General features: G+C 68.6%; 17 protein-coding genes and 10 pseudogenes. 21 read left to right on the forward strand and 6 right to left on the reverse strand.

What is annotated here, in order from left to right; translation table 11 throughout:
• Positions 1-33: 33 nt before the first annotated feature.
• The 3 pseudogenes from K0H76_RS08520 (at position 34) to K0H76_RS08530 (ending at position 3,101) form a co-directional block, all read left to right on the forward strand.
• Positions 34-605: pseudogene (locus K0H76_RS08520) on the forward strand (EscU/YscU/HrcU family type III secretion system export apparatus switch protein).
• Positions 605-1,053: pseudogene (locus K0H76_RS08525) on the forward strand (EscU/YscU/HrcU family type III secretion system export apparatus switch protein). The pseudogenes K0H76_RS08520 and K0H76_RS08525 overlap by 1 nt, the downstream one beginning before the upstream one ends.
• A 53-nt stretch (positions 1,054-1,106) precedes the next feature.
• Positions 1,107-3,101: pseudogene (locus K0H76_RS08530) on the forward strand (flagellar biosynthesis protein FlhA).
• 70 nt (positions 3,102-3,171) lie between these two features.
• On the opposite strand, the gene K0H76_RS08535 reads toward K0H76_RS08530, so the two are convergent.
• The gene (locus tag K0H76_RS08535) at positions 3,172-3,450 is read right to left on the reverse strand and encodes a hypothetical protein (protein ID WP_258935134.1); all 279 of its coding nucleotides are present in this window, start codon (positions 3,448-3,450) and stop codon (positions 3,172-3,174) included.
• Positions 3,451-3,541: 91 nt separating this feature from the next.
• Between K0H76_RS08535 and K0H76_RS08540 the strand changes: the two genes are divergently transcribed.
• From K0H76_RS08540 to K0H76_RS08550, 3 genes and pseudogenes are all read left to right on the forward strand, one after another.
• Positions 3,542-3,799: a hypothetical protein gene (locus K0H76_RS08540; RefSeq protein WP_258935135.1), complete on the forward strand. Its 258-nt coding sequence runs from the start codon at positions 3,542-3,544 to the stop codon at positions 3,797-3,799.
• Entirely contained in the window at positions 3,796-4,008 is a 213-nt protein-coding gene (locus tag K0H76_RS08545; protein WP_258935136.1) for a hypothetical protein, read from the forward strand. Before K0H76_RS08540 ends, K0H76_RS08545 begins: the two co-directional genes overlap by 4 nt.
• 48 nt (positions 4,009-4,056) lie before the next feature.
• A pseudogene (locus K0H76_RS08550) lies at positions 4,057-4,196 on the forward strand (carbon storage regulator); the annotation flags it as partial.
• A gap of 188 nt (positions 4,197-4,384) precedes the next feature.
• Here K0H76_RS08550 and rpe read toward each other — a convergent pair.
• Positions 4,385-5,047, reverse strand: a pseudogene (gene rpe / locus K0H76_RS08555) (ribulose-phosphate 3-epimerase).
• A gap of 193 nt (positions 5,048-5,240) precedes the next feature.
• Between rpe and K0H76_RS08560 the strand changes: the two are divergent.
• Positions 5,241-5,897 carry a DUF6318 family protein gene (locus tag K0H76_RS08560; protein ID WP_258935137.1) on the forward strand — a complete coding sequence of 219 codons (657 nt, stop codon included), beginning with the start codon at positions 5,241-5,243 and terminating at the stop codon, positions 5,895-5,897.
• A gap of 21 nt (positions 5,898-5,918) precedes the next feature.
• Here K0H76_RS08560 and K0H76_RS08565 read toward each other — a convergent pair whose 3' ends face one another.
• The 3 genes and pseudogenes from K0H76_RS08565 to K0H76_RS08575 all read right to left on the reverse strand — a co-directional run bounded on the left by K0H76_RS08565 (position 5,919) and on the right by K0H76_RS08575 (position 9,364).
• Complete coding sequence (locus tag K0H76_RS08565) at positions 5,919-7,487, reverse strand: LCP family protein (RefSeq protein WP_258935138.1); 1,569 nt, start codon at positions 7,485-7,487, stop codon at positions 5,919-5,921.
• A 129-nt stretch (positions 7,488-7,616) separates the two neighbouring features.
• Positions 7,617-8,153 (reverse strand): 5-(carboxyamino)imidazole ribonucleotide mutase, encoded by a 537-nt coding sequence (gene purE / locus K0H76_RS08570; RefSeq protein WP_258935139.1) that lies wholly within the window; start codon positions 8,151-8,153, stop codon positions 7,617-7,619.
• A 37-nt stretch (positions 8,154-8,190) separates the two neighbouring features.
• Positions 8,191-9,364, reverse strand: a pseudogene (locus K0H76_RS08575) (5-(carboxyamino)imidazole ribonucleotide synthase).
• Between the two features lie 381 nt (positions 9,365-9,745).
• On the opposite strand from K0H76_RS08575, the pseudogene K0H76_RS08580 reads away from it, so the two are divergent.
• The 6 genes and pseudogenes from K0H76_RS08580 to K0H76_RS08605 form a co-directional block, all read left to right on the forward strand.
• Positions 9,746-9,817 (forward strand): annotated as a pseudogene (locus tag K0H76_RS08580) (hypothetical protein); the annotation flags it as partial.
• Between the two features lie 101 nt (positions 9,818-9,918).
• The gene (locus K0H76_RS08585; protein WP_258935140.1) at positions 9,919-10,446 is read left to right on the forward strand and encodes a hypothetical protein; all 528 of its coding nucleotides are present in this window, start codon (positions 9,919-9,921) and stop codon (positions 10,444-10,446) included.
• A pseudogene (locus K0H76_RS08590) lies at positions 10,439-11,962 on the forward strand (rRNA small subunit methyltransferase B). Before K0H76_RS08585 ends, K0H76_RS08590 begins: the two are co-directional and overlap by 8 nt.
• 61 nt (positions 11,963-12,023) lie before the next feature.
• A pseudogene (gene manA / locus K0H76_RS08595) lies at positions 12,024-13,045 on the forward strand (mannose-6-phosphate isomerase, class I).
• 127 nt (positions 13,046-13,172) lie between these two features.
• Positions 13,173-13,295 (forward strand): hypothetical protein, encoded by a 123-nt coding sequence (locus K0H76_RS08600; RefSeq protein ID WP_258935141.1) that lies wholly within the window; start codon positions 13,173-13,175, stop codon positions 13,293-13,295.
• A 17-nt stretch (positions 13,296-13,312) separates the two neighbouring features.
• Positions 13,313-14,065 (forward strand): GtrA family protein, encoded by a 753-nt coding sequence (locus K0H76_RS08605; RefSeq protein WP_258935142.1) that lies wholly within the window; start codon positions 13,313-13,315, stop codon positions 14,063-14,065.
• On the opposite strand, the gene K0H76_RS08610 is transcribed toward K0H76_RS08605, so the two are convergent.
• The gene (locus tag K0H76_RS08610) at positions 13,987-14,571 is read right to left on the reverse strand and encodes a TIGR03089 family protein (protein WP_258935143.1); all 585 of its coding nucleotides are present in this window, start codon (positions 14,569-14,571) and stop codon (positions 13,987-13,989) included. The two genes, K0H76_RS08605 and K0H76_RS08610, sit on opposite strands and share 79 nt — an antisense overlap.
• A 469-nt stretch (positions 14,572-15,040) precedes the next feature.
• On the opposite strand from K0H76_RS08610, the pseudogene K0H76_RS08615 reads away from it, so the two are divergent.
• The 8 genes and pseudogenes from K0H76_RS08615 to K0H76_RS08650 all read left to right on the forward strand — a co-directional run bounded on the left by K0H76_RS08615 (position 15,041) and on the right by K0H76_RS08650 (position 19,283).
• Positions 15,041-15,292: pseudogene (locus K0H76_RS08615) on the forward strand (WhiB family transcriptional regulator).
• Positions 15,293-15,934: 642 nt separating this feature from the next.
• A complete protein-coding gene (locus K0H76_RS08620; protein WP_258935144.1) occupies positions 15,935-16,411 on the forward strand; it encodes a hypothetical protein in 477 nt (158 codons plus the stop codon).
• The gene (locus K0H76_RS08625) at positions 16,338-16,838 is read left to right on the forward strand and encodes a hypothetical protein (protein WP_258935145.1); all 501 of its coding nucleotides are present in this window, start codon (positions 16,338-16,340) and stop codon (positions 16,836-16,838) included. The genes K0H76_RS08620 and K0H76_RS08625 overlap by 74 nt, the downstream gene beginning before the upstream one ends.
• 243 nt (positions 16,839-17,081) lie before the next feature.
• The gene (locus K0H76_RS08630; RefSeq protein ID WP_258935146.1) at positions 17,082-17,390 is read left to right on the forward strand and encodes a hypothetical protein; all 309 of its coding nucleotides are present in this window, start codon (positions 17,082-17,084) and stop codon (positions 17,388-17,390) included.
• A 60-nt stretch (positions 17,391-17,450) separates the two neighbouring features.
• A complete protein-coding gene (locus tag K0H76_RS08635) occupies positions 17,451-18,134 on the forward strand; it encodes a hypothetical protein (protein ID WP_258935147.1) in 684 nt (227 codons plus the stop codon).
• Complete coding sequence (locus tag K0H76_RS08640) at positions 18,134-18,289, forward strand: hypothetical protein (RefSeq protein WP_258935148.1); 156 nt, start codon at positions 18,134-18,136, stop codon at positions 18,287-18,289. Before K0H76_RS08635 ends, K0H76_RS08640 begins: the two co-directional genes overlap by 1 nt.
• Entirely contained in the window at positions 18,286-18,756 is a 471-nt protein-coding gene (locus K0H76_RS08645; RefSeq protein ID WP_258935149.1) for a hypothetical protein, read from the forward strand. The genes K0H76_RS08640 and K0H76_RS08645 overlap by 4 nt, the downstream gene beginning before the upstream one ends.
• Positions 18,753-19,283 carry a hypothetical protein gene (locus K0H76_RS08650; RefSeq protein ID WP_258935150.1) on the forward strand — a complete coding sequence of 177 codons (531 nt, stop codon included), beginning with the start codon at positions 18,753-18,755 and terminating at the stop codon, positions 19,281-19,283. Before K0H76_RS08645 ends, K0H76_RS08650 begins: the two co-directional genes overlap by 4 nt.
• The last annotated feature ends 40 nt before the right edge of the window (positions 19,284-19,323 follow it).

Raw genomic sequence — 19,323 nt, forward strand, 5'->3', positions numbered from 1 at the left:
AAGCGCCAGAAGGAGAACCGGGAGAAGGGACGCCTGTCGCGCTCCCAGGACCTGACGGCGTGGGTGGGCATCGGTGCGGCAGCAGCGACCATGCCGCTGGTGCTGATGGCCGCGTGGGAAGCCTACCAGGTTCAGCTGGGAACGGTCGTGCAGATCACGCGCAGCCCCGAGCCGGAGATCGCCCTGACCCTTCTGGGCGAGGCGCTGCGGTCGGTGCTGCTGGTCCTGTGGCCCCTGATGCTGGCCACTCTCGTGGGGGTCTTCGCCGCCGCGGCCCTGCAGGGCGGAGTCCGCTTCAAGAAGTTCGCCCTGAAGGGGAGCACCTTCAGCCGGTCAATGGGCTCAAGCGCGTCTTCGGCATGCAGGCTGTGTGGCAGGGCGTGAAGGCTCTGCTGAAGACAGCAGCCGTGGGACTGATGATCTACGCGGTGGTGCAGACGCTCGTCCCCGAGCTGCTGACCGCCTACTCCATGTCTCTGGACTCTCTGCTGGCATCCGCCGCCGCGGGCGTCACCATGCTGCTGGGAGCCTCCATCCTGGTTGCGTGGGACTGGCGGTCATCGACATCGTCGTGGTGCAGAAGCGCAACCGCAAGCACACCATGATGACCCGCCAGGAGGTCAAGGATGAGACCAAGAAGACGGACGGGGACCCTTTGATCAAGCAGCAGAGGCGCTCCCGCCAGATGGACCTCAGCCGCAACCGCATGATTGCTGCCGTCGCGGACGCGGACGTGGTGCTGGCAAACCCGACCCATGTGACGGTCGCGCTGCAGTACAGGGAGGGGGAGGCCGCCCCAAGGTCGTGGCCAAGGGCGCGGACCTCCTCGCGGCCCGCATCCGAGAGGAGGCGGTCGAGCGCGGGGTTCCCATCGTCAGGGATGTGCCCCTGGCCCGTGCGCTGCACGCCGAATGCCTACTCGGGCAGGAGGTGCCGGTGGAGCACTTCACCCAGGTGGCCCGCGTGCTGGCGTTCGTCATGGCTCTGAAGCGCCGCGGCGCCCACGCAGGAGTGCACACCATCCCCGATCCCGCGCAAGGAGGAACCCTGTGAGGCTCAGCGCCTTCCCCAAGCTTGCTGTCCCGCTGGGCGTGGTGTTCATCGCCATGCTCCTCGTCGTCCCCATACCGGCGCCCGTCCTGGACGTGCTGATCGTGATCAACATCATCGGCGCCATCCTGGTGCTGATGACCACCATGTTCGCCAAGAAGCCGCTTGACTTCTCCGTCTTTCCCTCGCTGCTGCTGGTGATGACGCTGCTGCGCCTGGGCATCAACGTCGCCTCCACGCGCCTGGTGCTCGGCAACGGGTACGCAGGGAGGTCATCGGAGCCTTCGGGCAGATCACCGTGGGCGGCAGTCTCATCGTCGGATTCGTCATCTTCCTGATCCTCATCGTCATCCAGTTCGTCGTGGTGACCAAGGGTGCGGAGCGTGTGGCGGAGGTCGGCGCGCGATTCACCCTCGATGCCATGCCGGGCAAGCAGATGGCCATCGATGCCGACCTCAACGCCGGGCTGATCACCGACAAGGAAGCGCGCCGACGCCGTGAGGAGATCGCAGCCGAGGCGGACTTCTACGGAGCGATGGACGGCTCATCGAAGTTCGTCAAGGGCGACGCGATCGCCGGGATCGTCATCACCCTCATCAACCTGGTCGGCGGAATCGCCATCGGCATGATCGTCAACCAGATGTCCGCCGCGGACGCCCTGAACACCTATGCGCTGCTGACAGTGGGCGACGGGCTCGCCACGCAGATCCCCGCACTGCTGATGGCTGTCTCAACGGGAATGATCGTCACCCGTGCCAACTCCGAGAGCGACCTGGGGTCCACCGCCCACCGGCAGCTGACCCAGTCACAGGCTGCGCTGCTTGTGGCGGGGGTGGCAGCGATGGTGATGGGGCTGATCGCAGGGATGCTTACCGCGCCGTTCATGGCCGTGGGGGCGGTCCTCATCGCAGCCGCTTGGTGGATGCGCCGCCAGGACCGGAAGGAGGCGTCGGCCGCGGCACGCGCCGCCGACGATGAGGCAGCCCTGGTGCCCGAGGAGACCACGGCGGATCTCATCGAGCAGATGAAGGTCCACAGCCTCGAGATCCAACTGGCTCCCGATGCGGTGGACATCGTCGGCGGAGGCGGAGACGACCTCCTGGCCCGCGTGAAGGCGCTGCGCAGGCGCCTCGCGCTCGAGATGGGAATCCTGGTGCCGCCGGTCCGCACCCGCGATTCGGTGGACCTCCCGCCGTCGGGCTACGCCGTCCGGCTCGCCGGGGTGGAGGCCGGGCGGGAACCATCCCCGCGGCAAGGTGCTCGCCCTGGGCGACAACCTGGAGAGCCTGCCCGGAGAGTCGCTGATGGAGCCTGTCTTCGGGCTGCAGGGCAAATGGGTCCCCGCGGAGCTGCGCCACAACGCAGAGCGCACCGGGGCGATGACCATCGACCGCACCTCCGTGGTCGTCACACACCTGTCCACCCTGATCCAGCGTCACGCCTCGCGCCTGCTCACCCGAGAGGACGTGCGTGTGCTCACCGATGCCCTGAAGCAGACCAACCCTGCCGCAGTGGAGGAGCTCACCCCGCAGCCCCTTTCCCTGGCCGAGATCCAGAGGGTCCTGCAGGGGCTGCTCGAGGAGCAGGTGAGCATCAACGATCTGCAGCGCATCTATGAGGCTCTGGCACTGCAGGCGAAGTCCTCCGCCGAGCCGGAGAAGCTCATCGAAGCGGCGCGCTCCGCCCTGGGCCCGGCGATCGGGGACAGGTATTCGGAGGGCGGCAGACTGCGCGTGATCATGCTGGATCCCACGCTTGAGCAGTCGATGCTCGAGGGCCTGCGGCCCGCGGAGGGCGGAACCCAGATCGTTCTCGATCCGTCCCGGATCGAGGCGGTGCACACCTCAGTCAGGGACACGGTGGCGCAGGTCGAGGCTCGCGGGCAGTCCGCGGTGCTGGTCTGCGCGCCTGCCCTGCGTCCCTCGGTGCGCAGACTGGTCTCACCGCAGGTAGGCGGGCTGCCCGTGCTGTCATATCAGGAGGCTTCGGCAGTGGGGGCCGACATCGAAACGGTGGGAGTGATTCGTGGAACCGAGCAGATACCGTCTTAGGGGCCCCTCGCTCGCCCAGCTGGGCGCGGAGGCGATCCGCAAATACGGGCCCGATGCGCGGATCGTCTCATCAGCACGAATCAGTGCAGGCGGCTGGGGGCGTCTGGTGGGCCGCGTCTACTACGAGGCTGAGGTCGAGGTTGCCCAGGCGCCCGAAGCGGCGAACGAGCTGCAGGGCCCGCCGCAGAGCGTGAAGCCGTCGGCGCAGGGCAGCGCCGACACTGCTGCGGACGTCGTGCTCATCCGGCCCGAGGCCGTCGACGCCGCCCGGGACCCAGGTCTGCAGACGCCGTCCCAGCGGCTCAGAGCGCGCGGCAGACTGGAGTCGGCGGAGGCCTCGGACGAGCATTTCAGCCGCATGATGGATGATCTGTGGAGAGCCTTGAAGGAGCCCGCCGGGACCCCGGTCCCGACGCTGGCGGTCCCCGCGGGCGCCGAAGGTGCTCCGCGACGCGGGTGCGCTCGTGGTGGTCGCGGGGATGCACGGCGACGCGGCGGCGGCGCTCCAGACTCTCGATGCCGAGGGCAGCGCCCGTGTCTGGGATCCGTCACGGCTCCGCGGCCAGCCCCTGCACGCTCAGCGGCGTGAGCTGCGCCAGGTTCGGGCTCAGGCCGTCACAGCCGACCTGCCGGTGATGGCGCTTACCGAGCTTGAGTTTCCTCGCAGGGAGTGCCCAGCCGTGCCGATGCTGCCGTGATCGAGGAGGCCGATCAGCTGTGGGCGGCCGTGGACCTTCGGCACAAGCCGGATGATGTCAGGGTCTGGCTGGCCGTGCTGGCTGAGCACCGTACAGTCGACGGGGTCGTGCTGCTGGCCGCGGAGCAGACCCTCACCCCGAGACGGGCCGTCAACTGGGCCTGCCGGTGCATCAGCCGTGAGCGCTGTGCTGAAGCCTCGAATCGCTGAAGCCGTCACAGGACGCGCAGCGGGTGCCATCGCCGATAGGGTATTTCCATGCTGGTGCTGACGCGGAAGGTGGGGAGCAGGTTGTCATCGGGGACGAGATCACCGTGACAGTCCTGGATGTGCGCAGGGACGGCATCAAGATCGGCATCGACGCGCCCCGCCACGTCAGGGTCCAGCGGCAGGAGCTGATTCTGGCCGTGGCCGACGAGAACCTCGACTCAGCTCGCAGCAGCCCTGAGGGCGAAGCGGCGCTGATCTCGCTCCTGGGCGCCGTCGCCTCCGCAGAGTCGCACGAGGTCGGGCGCGCGGACGAGCACGAGGGCTCCCCAGACCCGGACTGTGAGATTCCCGGTGCTGACCGGGAGCCGGAGTCCAGCTAGGACGACTCCGCCGCAGACGCTGCGAGACGGCGAAGCTCTGCGATGGCTTCCTCCGGGTCCTCAGCGGAGTACACGGCAGAGCTTACCACAAAGTGTCTGCGCTACCTCCGCCGCCCGTTCGATGGTCTCGGAGCTGACCCCGCCGTCGATCTGGATCGCCACGCGGCTGCCCAGGTCATCAGCGGCCTGCCGTGCGCGGCGGATCTTCGGGAGCATGATGTCCAGGAACTTCTGGCCCCGAACCCCGGTTCGACGGTCATCAGGAGCAGCATGTCCAGCTCGGAGAGCATGTCGAGGTAGGGCTCCACCGCCGTGGCCGGGCGCAGAGCCATCGCTGACTTGGAGCCCTGTGAGCGCAGCTGCCGGGCCAGACGGATCGGAGCCTTCGCCGCCTCGGCATGGAAGGTGACCGACTCTGCGCCGAGCTCGGCATACTGCGGAGCCCACACATCGGCGTCCTCGATCATCAGGTGGATGTCGAGCGGCAGATCTGTGACCTTCCGAATGGCCTGAACGACGGGCAGGCCCAGCGTCAGGTTCGGCACAAAGTGGTTGTCCATGACATCCACATGCACCGCGTCGGCGCCGCGGATGCGCCCCAGCTCGGACTCCAGGTTGGCGAAGTCCGCGGACAGGATCGAAGGATGAATAGCCGTCATGCTCCGATCCTATGCGGATCTGAGGGTCCGGAGCGCGTTTTCCACAGGAGCGGCCCAAGGCGCTCCCCACCTCACTCATCCTCGCTAGGCTCCTCCAGGCGAGCGGCCGGGAAGCGCTGCTCACGGCCTCTGCTGAACGGAATTCTCATGCGTCAGCGATCTCACGCTCACTGCGCGATCACCATCTCCCTGATTGCCGCCGCATGGACTCACCGCGTGCTCGTACGAGTCGGCGGGCGTTCCTGACAACCTCCCGCCCCAGGGGCAGGGGTCCCCATCGGCGGCACCGGAGGACAACGGCTCCGAGGATGTGGGCACGGACCCGGAGCCGGATGATGACGAGGGGAGCACTTCAGGCAGCGACGAAGATGCGGTGTCTCTTCCGGCCGAATGGTCGATCAACTCCGACGAGGCCGTGCCGGAGGCTGCCCTTCACTGGTTCGAGACGCTGACGCAGGCTCGCATCACCGGCGACACCGAGAAGGCCTGCCCCCTCATCCATGAGCTCTGCGAGCAGTGCACGAATGAGCTGGAGGCCATCGAGGACCTGTATGCCGACGGCGGCCTCTACGAGGGCTACGATGTGCAGCTCGTTCAGGTGCAGACGCACCGCGAAGCTGACGATCTCGTGTACCAGAAGTACTGGGCCGACGTCTCCTCGTACGTTCTCAATGGGGACGGAGAGGAGGACACCACTGCGTTCACGAGCATCGGGCCGGAGACGGGCCTATGGATCTGGGCCTTCACGGACGAGCAATGGCGTCTGAGGGCTATGGTCCCGATGGACGTGAGCCTTATCTCGTCATATGACGATCTGCCCGCGCCGGAAGAGTTTGTCGGGGAGTGGTAGATGCTCACCCTGCGGATCAGCCTACTTACCACATTCGTAGTTGCTGCTGGCCGCCTGCTCGAGAATCATCGTCTCGCCGCGGTCCTGGGCGTCCATGAGGTATTCGGCGGTCAGCTCCGAGCCGTCCGGCTGGGTCGGCAGGCCCGTCTCCTCCGGCTCGGAGGCGGGCTCGTCGTCGGCCACGGCCGGGTCATCGTGCTCGGGCGTAGGTCCGGGCGGTTCGCCCTCCGGGTCCGCCGCGTCCTCGGGAGATTCCGGCTCGGTCCGATCCTCGTCCTCCTGCGCAGGCTCCTCCGCGTCGCTTTCGTCCGCATCGGCCTGCTCCTGGGCGATCAGCTCATCGACGCGGGAGTGGATGGCGTCGAAGTCAGGGTAGGTGGAGAAGAGGTCGCCGGCGCTGCCGAAGTCAGGAGCGCCCAGGGTCAGACGCTGCGGCGTGTGCTCCTGGGCGTCGGCGGCGAGGTCCACGAAGGATCCGAGCTGCGACTGGGGAACGTTGGTCTGGATCATGCTGTCGCTTACCCGCATGATGTCGGTGAACCGGGTCAGCAGTGTTTGGGGCGTGAACTGGCCCACCATGGCCTGCTGGATGCACTGCTGGCGCTGGATGCGGTTGTAGTCGGAGCTGAACTCGCGCGATCTGGCATAGGAGAGGGAGTCCTGGCCGTCGAGGGTGAGCGTCCCCGGCTCGAACCACACGTCGCCCCAGCTGCCGTCGGGGCGCTCGCCCCTGTAGGGGACGAATCCGCCGGATTCGATCGTGATGCCGCCCATGGCATCGATCAGCTCCTCGAAGCCGTCCATATCGACCATCACGTAGCCGTGCACGCCGAGGCCCAGGGTGCCGGATACGGCGTCCATCATGGCTTGGGCGCCCGGGTCATCGGCCTCCGGATAGAGCTCCGGGTGGTCGTTGTGCACCTCGGGGTAGAGGAAGTTGATGATGCATTCGTTGCCGCAGTTGTATCCCTCGGGGTACACCGCATTCAGCGGGGAGTCCTCCGAGAACTGTGCGTTCTGGAAGTTGCGAGGGATGGAGAAGAGGATCGACTCGCCTGAGTCCTCATTGACGGAGACCACATGGATGGAGTCCGGGCGTATCGGCTGATCGCCCCGCTCCTCATCTCCGTCCGAGCCCATCAGCAGAAAGTTGTAGCGTCCGTCCTCTGCTGGCATCGCCGGGCCGCTGTCGAAGATGCCTGCCAGGGCCAGTCGCCCCTGGTGCACCATGGAGGCCCTGTAGGCCAGGCCTCCGGAGGTGAGGGCCGCCAGCAGCAGCAGCACAATGCCGACGATCCACCGAGGCCTGCTCTCCATACCTGCCAGACGGATCAGCCGCAGCGTGTCCAGCCAGAGCACCAACCACCCGGCAGCAAGTCCGGCCAGCAGAATGCTGACCGCCCAGAGCACGAACGGCTGGGTCAGAGCGCTCAGGAGGGGGCCGCGCAGGAGCAGGAGCAGCAGCACGCCCAGCAGCGCAGTGAACCAGCAGCCGATGGTGACCGCCAGTGCGGCTCGGCCCAGTGTGCGCGAGCCTGCAGTGACCTGCGCTCCGCCCGGCAGAAAGAGCGTGAGGCCGGTGAGAAGCACCGCCCGGCGCGTGCGCTCGGTCGACGAGGCGGCTCGGGATTCCGTACGACATCTTCGGTCCCGGAGAAGTCGTGGTAGGTGAGCGTCGGGGTCTCTGCGTGGCTGGGCCTCGGCGCGCGGGGGTCGGACTCACTGCGTGGGCTCGGTCCCTGCGACGCCGTCGCGGGCTCGGTAGGCGGACAGCTCGGCAGCCTCTGCGCGCAGGGACTGGCCCTTCGCGTGGGCGGCGGCCGCCAGCTCAGTCTGGAACCTCACCAGCTTCTCGCGCAGCTGCGCTGCTGCAGGCCCCTCTCCGGCGGCCAGGGTGCGCACCGCCAGGAGGCTTGCGTTGCGCGCTCCTGCGACGGATACGGTCGCCACAGGCACTCCGGCGGGCATCTGCACGATGCTCAGCAGCGAGTCCATACCGTCCAGGTGCTTCAGCGGCACAGGAACTCCGATGACCGGCAGGGGAGTGACGGAGGCCAGCATCCCGGGCAGGTGGGCTGCTCCGCCTGCGCCGGCGATGATCACCCGCAGTCCGCGGCTGTGCGCCTGCCTGCCGTAGTCGATCATCTCGGAGGCCATGCGGTGAGCGGACACGACGTCGGCCTCGAAGGGGATGCCGAACTCGTCGAGCGCCTCAGCCGCGGCCCGCATCACGGGCCAGTCGGAGTCCGATCCCATCACGAGGCTGACCAGGGGCCGCTGTCGGCGTCCTCGCTCATGCTGGGCCCTCCACGAGTATTCCGGCCACTTCGGCAGCGGTCCTGCGGGCCCGTTCGAGCCGGGCGCGAGCTGTGTCGTAGTCCTCGTTGGGCTTGGTCGTCTGGGACAGGATGTTCACGTGACCGATCTTTCGCCCCGGCTTGGGGTCTTTGCCGTACAGGTGGATCTTCGAGTGGGGGAGCGCTGCATCGCGGCGGGAAGCGCAGCGTGGAGGCTGGGGTTCGCTCCGCCGAGCAGGTTCTTCATGACCACGTGACCGCTGGCGCCGCCGGTCACGTCTGTCGCGCCCAGCGGCAGGCCGAGGACCGCGCGCAGGTGCTGCTCGAACTGGCTGGTGGCTGAGCCGTCCATGGTCCAGTGCCCGGAGTTGTGGGGGCGCATCGCGAGCTCGTTGACGTAGATGCCCGGCGGGGTCGCGTCGGTTCCGCCGGTCTCGGCCACTTCGAACAGCTCCACGGCAAGCATGCCGGTGACGTCGAGCCTGTCAGCGACGGCGCGCGCGATGCGCTCCGCCTCTGCCAGGTGGGCGGGGATGTGCGCGGTGCCGGGGCCACCACTTCGTCGCACACCCGTTGGTCTGGGTCGACTCCACGACGGGGTAGGGAGCGACGGCGCCGTCCCGCGTTCGGGCGATCTGGGCGGAGAGCTCCCTGGTGAACGGGACCTTCTGCTCCGCCAGCAGGTGGCACCCTCCCGCTGGGCCCGAGCGAACCACTCTGCGGCGTCCTGCACCGAGTCGGCGTCGCGGATGATCATCACGCCTTTGCCGTCGTAGCCGCCGCGAGGCGTCTTCAGCACCACCGGCCAGCCGATTGCCCGGCCGAAGGACACCAGATCCTCTGCGGCGCGGACCTCGGCCCACCTCGGATTCGGCAGACCCAGATCGTCGATGGCCCGGCGCATGGCCAGCTTGTCCTGCGCGTACACCAATGCGGCGGGGGTGGGGTTGAGCGTTCGCCCCTGGTCCTCGAGAGCAGCCAGCACCTCGGCGGGCACATGCTCATGGTCGAAGGTGACGGCATCGCACCCTTCCGCAAACGCGGTCACATCGGCCACGCTTCGGTAGTCGCCGACGGTGGTCCGGGGTATCGCCTGCGCGGCGGAGGCGGAGGCGGAGCTACCAGCAGCCGCAGCTCGATCCCAAGCTCCACTGCGGCGGGTGCCATCATCCGGGCCAGCTGGCCATCGCCGAGCACGCCCACGACGGGAACAGAAGTCTCACTCACAGTCCCCCATTATGCGCGTCGAAGGCCAAGGACCCCACACCCGCAACGCCCGTAGGATGGATGCCGACATGAGCATCATCTTTGCAGGCACCCCGCCCATTGCCGCCGACTGTCTGCGCGGCCTCCTCGCGGCCGGTCCGGAGAAGCTCGGCGGTGAGATCACTGCGGTGCTCACTCGGCCCGACGCCCCTTGGGCCGGAAGCGCACCTCACCCTCCCCGGTGGCCCAGGCCGCGGAGGAGGCCGGTCTGCCTGTCATCAAGGCAGACAGGGTCGATCAGGAGGTCGCCGGGCGGCTCAGGGAGCACAGCCCCGCCTGGGCATCGTGGTCGCATACGGGGCCCTGCTTCCGCAGCATGCGCTCGATGTGCCGGAGCGCGGGTGGGTGAACCTGCACTACTCATCCCTCCCCAAATACCGGGGTGCGGCGCCCGTGCAGCACGCGATCCTCAACGGGAGGCCGCTACCGCGGCGACCATTTTCCAGCTCGAAGCAGGCATGGACACAGGACCGGTCCACGCCGCCGCCGAGCACCCGATCGACGAGGGAGTCAGCGCAGGAGAGCTGCTCCAGGCCCTCACCGCCCTCGGCACTCAGATGCTCATCGGACTCAGCCCGCAGCTGCTGGCCGGTGCGTCCGTCCCGTCGCCGCAGCGCGGGGAGCCCAGCTTCGCCCCGAAGCTCACCCGTGACGATGCATACATCGACCCTGCCGCAGCTGCCGAGGCGGTCATGCACCGCATCAACGCCACGATCCCTGAGCCGGGAGCCTGGACCTGGCTCGGCGACCAGCGGCTCAAGCTCGGGCCCGTACGCCGCTTTCACGGCCAGCTGCCCAGCACCGCCGCGCCGGGGCAGGCGCTCTCCGCCGTCGCAGAGGGAGAAGGCCATGTGCCCGTGCTGGTCACCGGGGAGGGCGGGGTCGTGCTCACTGCGGTGCAGCCCGCCGGGAAGAAGATGACACCTGCGGCTGACTGGCTCCGCGGCCAGCAGCAGACGCCGATACTGGGAGGCCGCCATGAGTGAGAAGTCCAATGATCAGGGCCCGCGCCGCAGCGCGTCGGGCCGACAGCGCTCCCGCGGCGCCGGAGATCAGCCCCGCCGGTACTCCAAGGCGGCGCCCTCCCAGCGCACCCGCCGCGCGGACCCCGCCCGTCTGGCCGCCTTCCGCACCGTCACCGCCGTCAGCCGCGACGACGCCTACGCCAACCTGGTGCTCCCGGAGCAGATTCGCCGCGCCAAGCTCGACAAGCGCGACGCAGGGTTCGCCACCGAACTCACCTACGGCACACTTCGTGCCGCAGGCACATACGACCGGATCATTGGTCGCTGCATCGATCGGAAGATCGCCGACCTCGATGCACCGGTGCTCGACGCACTGCGCCTGGGAGCCCACCAGCTGCTCGCGATGCGCACCGATGACCACGCGGCAGTCAACGAGACGGTCAGCCTCGTCCGCGATCAGATCGGCGCTACCCGGCGGCTTCGCCAACGCTGTGCTGCGCCGCATCTCCCAGAAGTCCCTGGAGGGGTGGATCGCCGAGCTGACCGCGGACGCCGACCCCACCGACGCCCTCGCAGTGCGCTACGCACACCCTGCATGGGTGGTGCGGGCCCTTCGCCAGTCCCTCAGGCTCCACGGGCGCGCGGACGAGCTCGAGGCTCTCCTCGAGGCCGACAACGCCGCTCCCGAAGTCCACCTCGTGGGTCTGCCGGGCCTCGCCGACGAAGCCGGGCAGGCGGCCCTCGCCTCAGCGGTGGAGGCCTACGCCGCCCCAGCCGACTCATCGACGGCGCAGCCGTGCACCACGGCGGCGACGTCGGACGCCTCCCGGTGTGCGTGACGGGGCCCTGCGCGTCCAGGACATCGGCTCCCAGTGGATAGCTCAGGCCCTTGCCGAGCCTGCGGTGCAGATGGGGAGCGCTGGCTCGACCTCTGCGCAGGCCCCGGCGGCAAAGCGGCGCTTCTCGCCGCGCTCGCCGCCCAGTACGAGGTGACCCTGCTGGCGAACGAGCCTACCTCGCACCGAGCCGAACTGGTGGCCAAGGCGCTCGCCCCCGTCGACGAGTCCGCCTGGGAGATCCGCACCGGCGACGGCCGCACGATCAGAGAGACCGAGCAGACCTTCGACCGCATCCTCATCGACGCCCCATGCACCGGGCTGGGAGCCCTGCGACGGCGCCCCGAGGCGCGCTGGCGACGCCAGCCCAAGGATCTCGCCGACCTGACGGTCCTGCAGGCAGATCTCATCGACGCGGCCGTCGAGGTGCTCGAGCCGGAGGGACTGCTGGCCTACGCCACCTGCTCGCCGCACCACGCCGAGACGCTTCTGCAGGTGGAGGATGCGCTGAAGCGCCACCCCAGCTGACCCTCCTCGATGCCCAGGAGCCGATGCGCAGCGCGGCTCGCCCGGACGGTGAGCAGCTGCTCACTGCAGGCCCGTCTCTCGAGGGAACCGCCGCAAGGACCGTCCAGCTCTGGCCGCATATCCACGGAACGGACGCCATGTTCTTCGCACTGCTGCAGAAGCAGCCTGAGTGATCCCTGCCACGCTCGGGGAGATTACGGGCATTTCCCCGGACTGAGGGGCATCGGCGCTGATATGGTCTTGCGCTGTGTTCAGGATGACCAATCCCTTCCGCGAGTACGCCTGGGGATCCACTGCAGCGTTCAGCCGCCTCTTCGGCTGGGATGTCGCCCCAAACCCTCAGGCCGAGATGTGGATGGGGGCGCACCCCACGGGGCATCCCTCGTCGAGATCGGCCCCGGCGAGACTCTGGCCCTCGACGCGCTCCTCGCCCAGCGCCCGGAGCTTCTGGGCGCGTCCGGGCAGCGCTACGGAGAGCTGCCGTTCCTCATGAAGGTGCTGAGCGCAGCGAAGCCCCTGTCCATTCAGGTCCATCCCACCGCGGATCAGGCCAAGGCTTGGCTTCGACGCCGAAGAGGCGGAGGGCATCCCCTGGAGAGTCGCGTCCGCTGCTACCCGGACGTCCACCACAAGCCCGAACTCATCGTGGCCCTCACCGACTTCGCCGCCCTGAGCGGCTTCCGACGGCACACGGAGGCAGCGTCTGAGCTCAGCAGCGTGCAGGCGCTCGCCGAGGAGCGGGGGCACGGCGGACCAGCCCTGCGTGAGGTGCTCAGCACGGTCCAGGACCAGCTGGAGCGTCAGGACTACGCGGCGGCTCTCGAGTACATCCTCGCCTCCGGTCAGAAGCAGTCGGCCGAGGCTGCGCGGGCTCTGCACGCCCTGGTTCAGGAGACTGAGACCGCGCCGGATCGTCTCGGGTCGGCTGCTTGGGACACGCTCACCCGGATCACCGAGCACTTCCCCGGCGATCCCGGGATCTTGCTGGCGATGCTTCTGAACAGGGTCGACCTCCGGCCGGGGAGGCCATCTTCCTTCCCGCTGGGAATCTTCACGCATACCTGGGCGGCGCCGGTGTGGAAGTGATGGCCAACTCCGACAATGTGCTGCGCGGCGGTCTGACGTCGAAGCACATCGACGCCCGGGCCCTCATCGATGTCGCCGACACCCAGGTGCTCGATGCCCCGGCTGCGCTCCTGAGCTGGTCACCCGCGGCGAGCTCGCCTACCGGCCTCCCTTCGAGGAGTTCGCGCTGACCCGCTTCTCGGTGGAGACCCACGGAGATGTGAAGAGCCGGCGGCTCGTCGACGCGCCCGGCATCCTTCTGTGCACCGCAGGCAAGCTGACGGTGCTGGGGATCCGGCGGATGAGGGACCGGCTCATGTGACGCTGGGACCCGGTGAGTCCGTCTTCCTGGCCCCAGGTGAGGCGATCCGCTTCGGAGGCGACATCGGGACGACGGCCTATCTGGCCTCCGCACCCGACGCTGTCCAGGCTGTTCGATGAGGCCGCTGCACCTGCGGGTGGGCGATCTGATCGCTCGGATCTGGCGAGAGGTCGCCAAGTTCGGGGCGGTGGGCGCCGCGGCATTCGTCATCGACACCGTCATCTTCGTGTGGCTCATCGCGGGGCCCATGGATGATTCCCATGTGAAGGCCAAGGCCATCGCTGTGGCTGTTGCGACGCTGTTCTCCTGGCTCGGAAACCGCTACTGGACCTTCCGGCACCGCAGGACCAAGACCAAGACCCGCGAACTGGTCATGTTCGTGCTGATGAACCTCATCGGGCTGGCCATTCAATCCGGGTGCGTCGCCATCAGCTTCTACATCCTCGGACTGACCTCTCCGGAGGCTTCGTTCGTCTCGGGCTCCATCATCGGCATGGGACTGGCCATGGTCTTCAGGTTCGTGGCCTACAAGTTCTGGGTCTTCACGGGCGACGCCGATGCAGCGGAATCCGCTGCCCGGACGGGCTCCGTGGAGACGCCCCACGCCATCAGCGATGCGGACATCCTCGGCCCGACCCCGAGGACTGACCCCGGCACAGGACCCTGCCGGATCACGCGCCGGAGAGGCCCTCCTGGCGAAGCATCTGCTGCCAGGCGTCGCCCTCTTGGCTGCCCTGGAACAGCACGACAGTCCCCCTCCGGCCAGCGTCGACACCATAGCTTCGGCTGCGACGTCGTCCCACTGCGTGATCAGCAGCGACGAGGACGATCCTGCCGAACCGGGGCAGAGGACCGGCTCCAGAGGCTGCACCAGCTGATCGGGTGCTGACGCACCTCAGCTGAGATGTCCAGCGCCCACGCGGGCAGAGGCTCGCCGCCTACCTCCTCGAAAGAGCTGTCCAAGAGTCCGAGGGAGACCCCCGCCAGCTCGTCGAACTCTGTTCCGCCTGCGATCCAGCTCTGCGGGTCAGAGGTCACCACCAGCTGCTCCGGGTCCGCTGCCGCGTCGCAGCGAACGGCCGCGGGCCCCAGTGCTCGGGCCGCGACATGGACTGCCGCGGCCTTCCAGTGCGGAGGCATGTCCACGATGAGATGAGTCTGGGGTGTGATCTCCCATTCCGTGGAGAGGAGGTTGATCAGCTTCACGGCCCAGTTGGCGAGAACTCGGCCGGAGAGTTCGACGCGTTCGCCCGAGTGGCCGTCGTACCAGACGGCTGCCGGGCGGGGTGAGGCGCTGAGCCGGTCCAGAAGGTCGGAGTAGGTGCGGCTGGGCTCTTCAGGGAGCTGCCGAGGGTGAGGGAAGCCATGCGCCTCAGTGTAGTGACCGCAGATCATCGCGCAGGCGGGATGGAGTCCGCGCGCAGACACGCCGGGGCCACTTGACGGCGAAGTGCTTACGCCCGTGTAATTAAGCGCGAGGCAAGCGAACGCAGCAGTGCGACAGGATTGACGACTTTGGGGAGGCCCGCACCGTATGGGGAAGGCACAGCACGCAGCCGAGCTGAATACCGGCGAAACCGAAGGTGAGTCAGCGGCGCGGCACCGTGGGCTGGATGTCCCTCACGATTGGTTCATAGACCCGGCTGATCCGTCGGCAGCGGATCGCATGGAGCACGGCGCCTCGATCGAGGATCAGGCGACGGCATACCTGCGAGCGGCGGAAGCCCTCGAGAAGGCAGTCGAGGAAGAGGTCGAGACCAAGGTGACCTCGCTCGACGAGGCCCCGTCCCGACGCTCACCCGTTCCGACGTCCGCGCCCCGGGAGCTGCCAGGCGACGCAGAGAGCCAGCGGCTCACGGTGGGAATGCCCAGCCTTCTGCCCACGGAGCAGGTGGAGGGGGAGCTCGCATGGCAGGTCGATGCGCTGTGCGCGCAGACCGACCCGGAGGCCTTCTTCCTGAGAAGGGCGGCTCCACCAGAGACGCCAAGAAGATCTGCGGCGCCTGCACCGTCAAGCAGGAGTGCCTCGACTATGCCCTTGCCAATGACGAACGATTCGGCATTTGGGGGTCTCTCCGAGCGGGAACGCCGCAAGCTGAAGAAGCGGAGAGCCTGATCAGCCCCACCGGCGGTCTCAGCATTGCTGCCGTCATCCTCTTCGGCGACGGGGAGGAGTCTGACCCTGGGCCGCTCAGAGCCCTGCGGGAGGCGGTGGAGAGTCAGACGCGTCGTCCCGATTCTGTGGTGGAGCTCCATGGCTCAGACTATTCGGGTGTTCAGGACCTGAGCCGGTCCCTGCGTTCGGGGCTCATCGACGATCGCCGCGCTGCGAAGCAGTCGGTGACGACTGGCCCGGGCGGAGTGCAGCAGAGCCCCTGTGGCGCAGGCTCGAACGAGGTCTGGGCGAAGGATTCGCCCCCGATACCAGTGGCTGTGGATCCTCCCCGTCGGCAGCGCCCCCATCCGGAGGCGCTCCGGGAGCTGGAGAAGAGGCTCCTGGTCTCGGAGGACAGGCGGCATGGCGGAGGAGGGATCGTCCCTCCCTTCGAGATCGTGGGCGCGAAGCAGCTGCACGCCGGCTTCGCAGAGGACCGCATCTCAGATGTGGGACTGTATGCGGCGCCCAATGGTGAGGTGCTCAGCCTCACGGAGCCCCTGGAGCTCGACCAGGGCCAGTACGACGGCCGCGATGCGGTGCCCGCGGTGTCCGGCTCAGGGATGCTCGTGTCCGCCGGGCTGTTCGGAGATCTCGGAGGATTTGATCCGGGCTCTCGCCCGAATACTCGGCCGCAAGGTTCTGCGCCAGGGCGCGCGAGGTGGGGCTCAGGCGGCTGTCGCCCCGCGCGCCCGGATGTACCAGGACCAGCCGCCTCAGCGAGAGGCTGTCCACCGGCTCGGCGGAGGACTGTGGCTGCCTGGGGAGCAGCGCCGTGCGCAGATCATGTCCCGCCTCGCAGATGCTCACCTTCTTGCCGTGCTGCCGCTGTGGCTCGGGCAGTGGGTGCTGGCTCTGCTGCGGTGCCTGGCCCTCATCAGCTGCAAGGCGCCTACCGCCGGGTTCAGCCAGCTCGGCGCCTCGGCATCCGCACTTCTTCGCCTCCCGCTGATCGGCCACCTGCGCAGGTTCAGGCGCTCGGGCCGAAAGGCGGCGCAGGCTCATCGTGCCCGCGCAGAGCGTCCTCGCCTCCCCGCAGACGCTCTCCCGCAGGCAGCTGAGCGTCCAGCGAGGCCGTGACGTCACCGCCGAGACGCTGGCGCCTCAGGTCCGACGCGGGACGGGGTCGGGGACCCATGAGGACCTCGCTGAGGGGCAGAGCCTCTTTGACGTGGGTGCGCAGGGCGGCGAGTTCGATGAGATGCCTGCCCGCCCGTCCGAGGACAGGCTGGGCCTGTTCGTCGTCCTGACAGCGCTCACGGGAGTTTCGCTCATCGGCAGCCGGGAGCTGCTGACGGCAGGGTCGCTCGGAGGCGGCGCAAGCCTTCCGGTCTCGGTGAGCATCGCTGAGACGTGGCAGCACGCCACCAGCTTCCTGGCAGCCGACTCCTGGGCGAACGGTCCGCGGCCGACCCTTTCTCGGCAGTCCTGCTGCTCATTTCGCTGGTGTCCTTGGGACATGCCTCCGGCGTCCTGCTCTGGATCGTCATTCTCAGCGCCCCGCTGAGTGCGGCGACCGCCTGGTGGGCGGCTGGGCTCGTCAGCAGGCGAGCCTTCCACCGAATGCTCGCCGCGCTCATCTGGGCCCTGGCCCCGCCCTGCAGATCGCCGGGGACCAGGGACGCGTAGGTGCTGTGGTGGCTCACATAGTGCTCCCCGCTGCGGTCGTTCTGGGCGTGCGTGCTCTGCAGCGCCGCCGTGCCGGGGGTCCGGTCTGGAGTCGGCAGCTGGTGCGGCGCTTCTGCTGGCCGTGGTCTGCGCCGCTGCTCCCGTTCTGCTCATCCTGACCGTCGTCGTCTGCTTCGCGGCGGGACTCATGCGCAGCAGGGGCGCTCGCACTGCGTGGCTGCTGCCGCTTCCCGCGCTTGCTCTCTTCGGGCCGATGCTCGTCTCCGCGCTGGATCGAGGATCCAATCTCGCAGCAGTTCTGCTCGCTGAGCCGGGCCGGACCGTATCGCCCGATGCTGCGGGAGAGTCCGCTCCGCTGTGGCAGCAGCTGCTCGGCCACTCGCAGGCGTTCGACCCGGCTGCGGGGCTGCCCGGCGCAGCGCCCGGGTAGGCATCGTGGCTGCCAGCATTCCTCGAAGGTGATTTCTGGGCCCTCCGGCTCGCGCTGCTCATGGGTGCGCCGCTGCTGGCGGTTGCGGCCATTGCTCTGGTCGCAGCCCCCGCGCGACGTGTGCTGCTGTTTACCGGGCTCTCAGCGCTCGCTGCGCTGCTGCTCTCAGCAGCCACCTCGAGGCTCACGGCAGGAGCAGCAGGCAGCGAGCTCGTCGCAGCCCATACAGGGCCTCTGGTCTCCGCGACGCTGCTGTGCCTCACCCTGTGCGCACTCATGGCCCTGCGGACCGCGACGGCCGCGGGCGCCAGCGGCAGCTTCCTCCCCGTCGCCTCCACGCTACTGGTGCTCGGCGTCTTCGCGGCAGCAGTCCTATGGGCCGCCCCGAGGCTCCTGCTTACCGCCGAGCTCTCAGACCGCACCATCACGGCCGTGCACCACCAGCCTGTGCTCGTCGAACGCGGCAGTCTGCGCGACATCCCCGCCTCCGCCGCAGATCAGGGAACAGGCCCGCAGCAGCTCCGCACTCTCATTCTGGGCAGCTCAGACGGAATGGTGGAGGCCGAGCTGACGGCAGGGCAGGGCCGCACCCTCGATGCTCACCGCACCCCTGTGTCAGTGGACGGCCTGCCCCTCTTCGTCGCATCCGACAGCGCAGAGGCTGAGCTCGACGCTCCGGACGAGCGGACCGCAGAGCTCGTCGGAGCCCTCCTGACCCCGGAAGCGAGAGGGTCGGACCTCTGATGCAGGAGCTTGCCATCGGGCACATTCTCATCCCGGACGGGGACGAGACGCTCACCGGAGCTGCCGAGACGGCCCAGGGGCTGGTGAGCGTGGGGATGACTGACCGGGGCCCCTCTGGCGGGCCGAGGAGCAGATTTCGTGGGCGCGGATCGTGACAGCGGACGGGTCAGTCCTCGCGCAGATTCCCGGCGACCGGCACAGGGTGCAGACACGCATCTCAGAGGACGACTGGATCTCCGCAGCAGATGCGCAGGAGGAGATGTTCCTTGAGCTCTCCGTCGAACGCGCCCGGGGATGGAACGCCCAGCTCGACGGTGAGCCCCTGGCCGCGGCCACAGAAGGCTCCACGGGCGCGGAGCAGCTTCCCTGGATGCGCCGCTTTCACCTGCCGCAGGACGCTGCTGCCGAGGAGCTCACCGGCAGCTCGCTGACCGTGGGCCACCGATCGGCCCTTCAGCTTCCGATCCTGGTCTTCGTGGGCACTCTGCTGGTGCTGGTCGTGCTGATCGCTCTGCCGCTGCCCCGCAGCTGGCGCCTTCTGCCCATCGCCTCGCGGGAGCAGCTGCACGCCGGGTCGAGCCGTCAGGGTCCCCTCAACCCACGCGCTGGGGACGACCCATGAGCCGGGTGGCACGCAAGCTGCGCCGACAGCGTCGCGACGCCCGCCGCGCTGCGCGCAGGGAGAGGCGCAGCCCCGCTCCGGGGCAGGACGCCCAGCACCTCGTCGCACCAGATGACTCATCGGCCGCGCCGCGGACGGCCTCCGCCCGGCACGCCGCCAGCCGCAGGCGCCGCGGGGAGCGTCCGGGGTCTCGCGCTCACCGTCGGACTCACCATCGCCGCACTCGGTGCGGGATCAGCGGCATGGAGCGCCTTCTCCACGGAGGACCGCGAGACGGGGCGGCACCCGTTCAGACCGTCGAGACCAACTACGGAGGTCAGCCGGAGCTCTGCCCCGCTGCTCCTGAGGGAGTGAGCGCTGAGAGGGTGCCTCTGGAGTCCGGCGGCGAGGAGGACGTCCTGACCGCCACCATCCAGCAGGCCGACGAGGGGAGTCCGCCGGGGTCGCGTCATCGCCATGCGCACGCCCGCAGCGCAGCCAGCTCTTCATGGGCCCCGAGACGGGGAGCGGAGCCGATTCGGTCCTGACCGTCACCAATCCGTATGACCGTCCCGCCACCGCTGAGGT

Source organism: Nesterenkonia pannonica, from assembly GCF_019575955.1.
Classification (GTDB): domain Bacteria; phylum Actinomycetota; class Actinomycetes; order Actinomycetales; family Micrococcaceae; genus Nesterenkonia; species Nesterenkonia pannonica.